This is a genomic window from Ciceribacter ferrooxidans, assembly GCF_004137355.1.
Classification (GTDB): Bacteria; Pseudomonadota; Alphaproteobacteria; order Rhizobiales; family Rhizobiaceae; genus Allorhizobium; species Allorhizobium ferrooxidans.
Genome location: NZ_SDVB01000144.1, coordinates 1 through 256, shown reverse-complemented (window position 1 = coordinate 256; position 256 = coordinate 1). Strand labels below are relative to the sequence as shown.

Below are 256 nucleotides of genomic sequence, written 5' to 3'. Positions count from 1 at the left end.
CGCTTTCCGGCGGCCAGCGCCAACGGATCGCGATCGCCCGCGCCCTGCTGAAGAACGCACCGCTGCTGCTGCTCGACGAGGCGACCTCGGCACTCGACGCCGAAAGCGAGACGCTGGTCCAGAAGGCTCTCGACGGCCTGATGCAGAACCGCACGACGATCGTCATCGCCCACCGGCTCGCGACCGTGCTCAAGGCCGACCGCATCCTTGTGCTCGATGGCGGCCGGATCGCCGAGGAAGGCACACACCAGAGCCT

General features: G+C 68.4%; 1 protein-coding gene. It reads left to right on the top strand.

Translation table 11 applies throughout. The features are described from left to right. On the top strand, nt 1-256 hold a 256-nt coding region (locus tag EUU22_RS04280), incomplete at both ends, for an ATP-binding cassette domain-containing protein (RefSeq protein ID WP_129330840.1).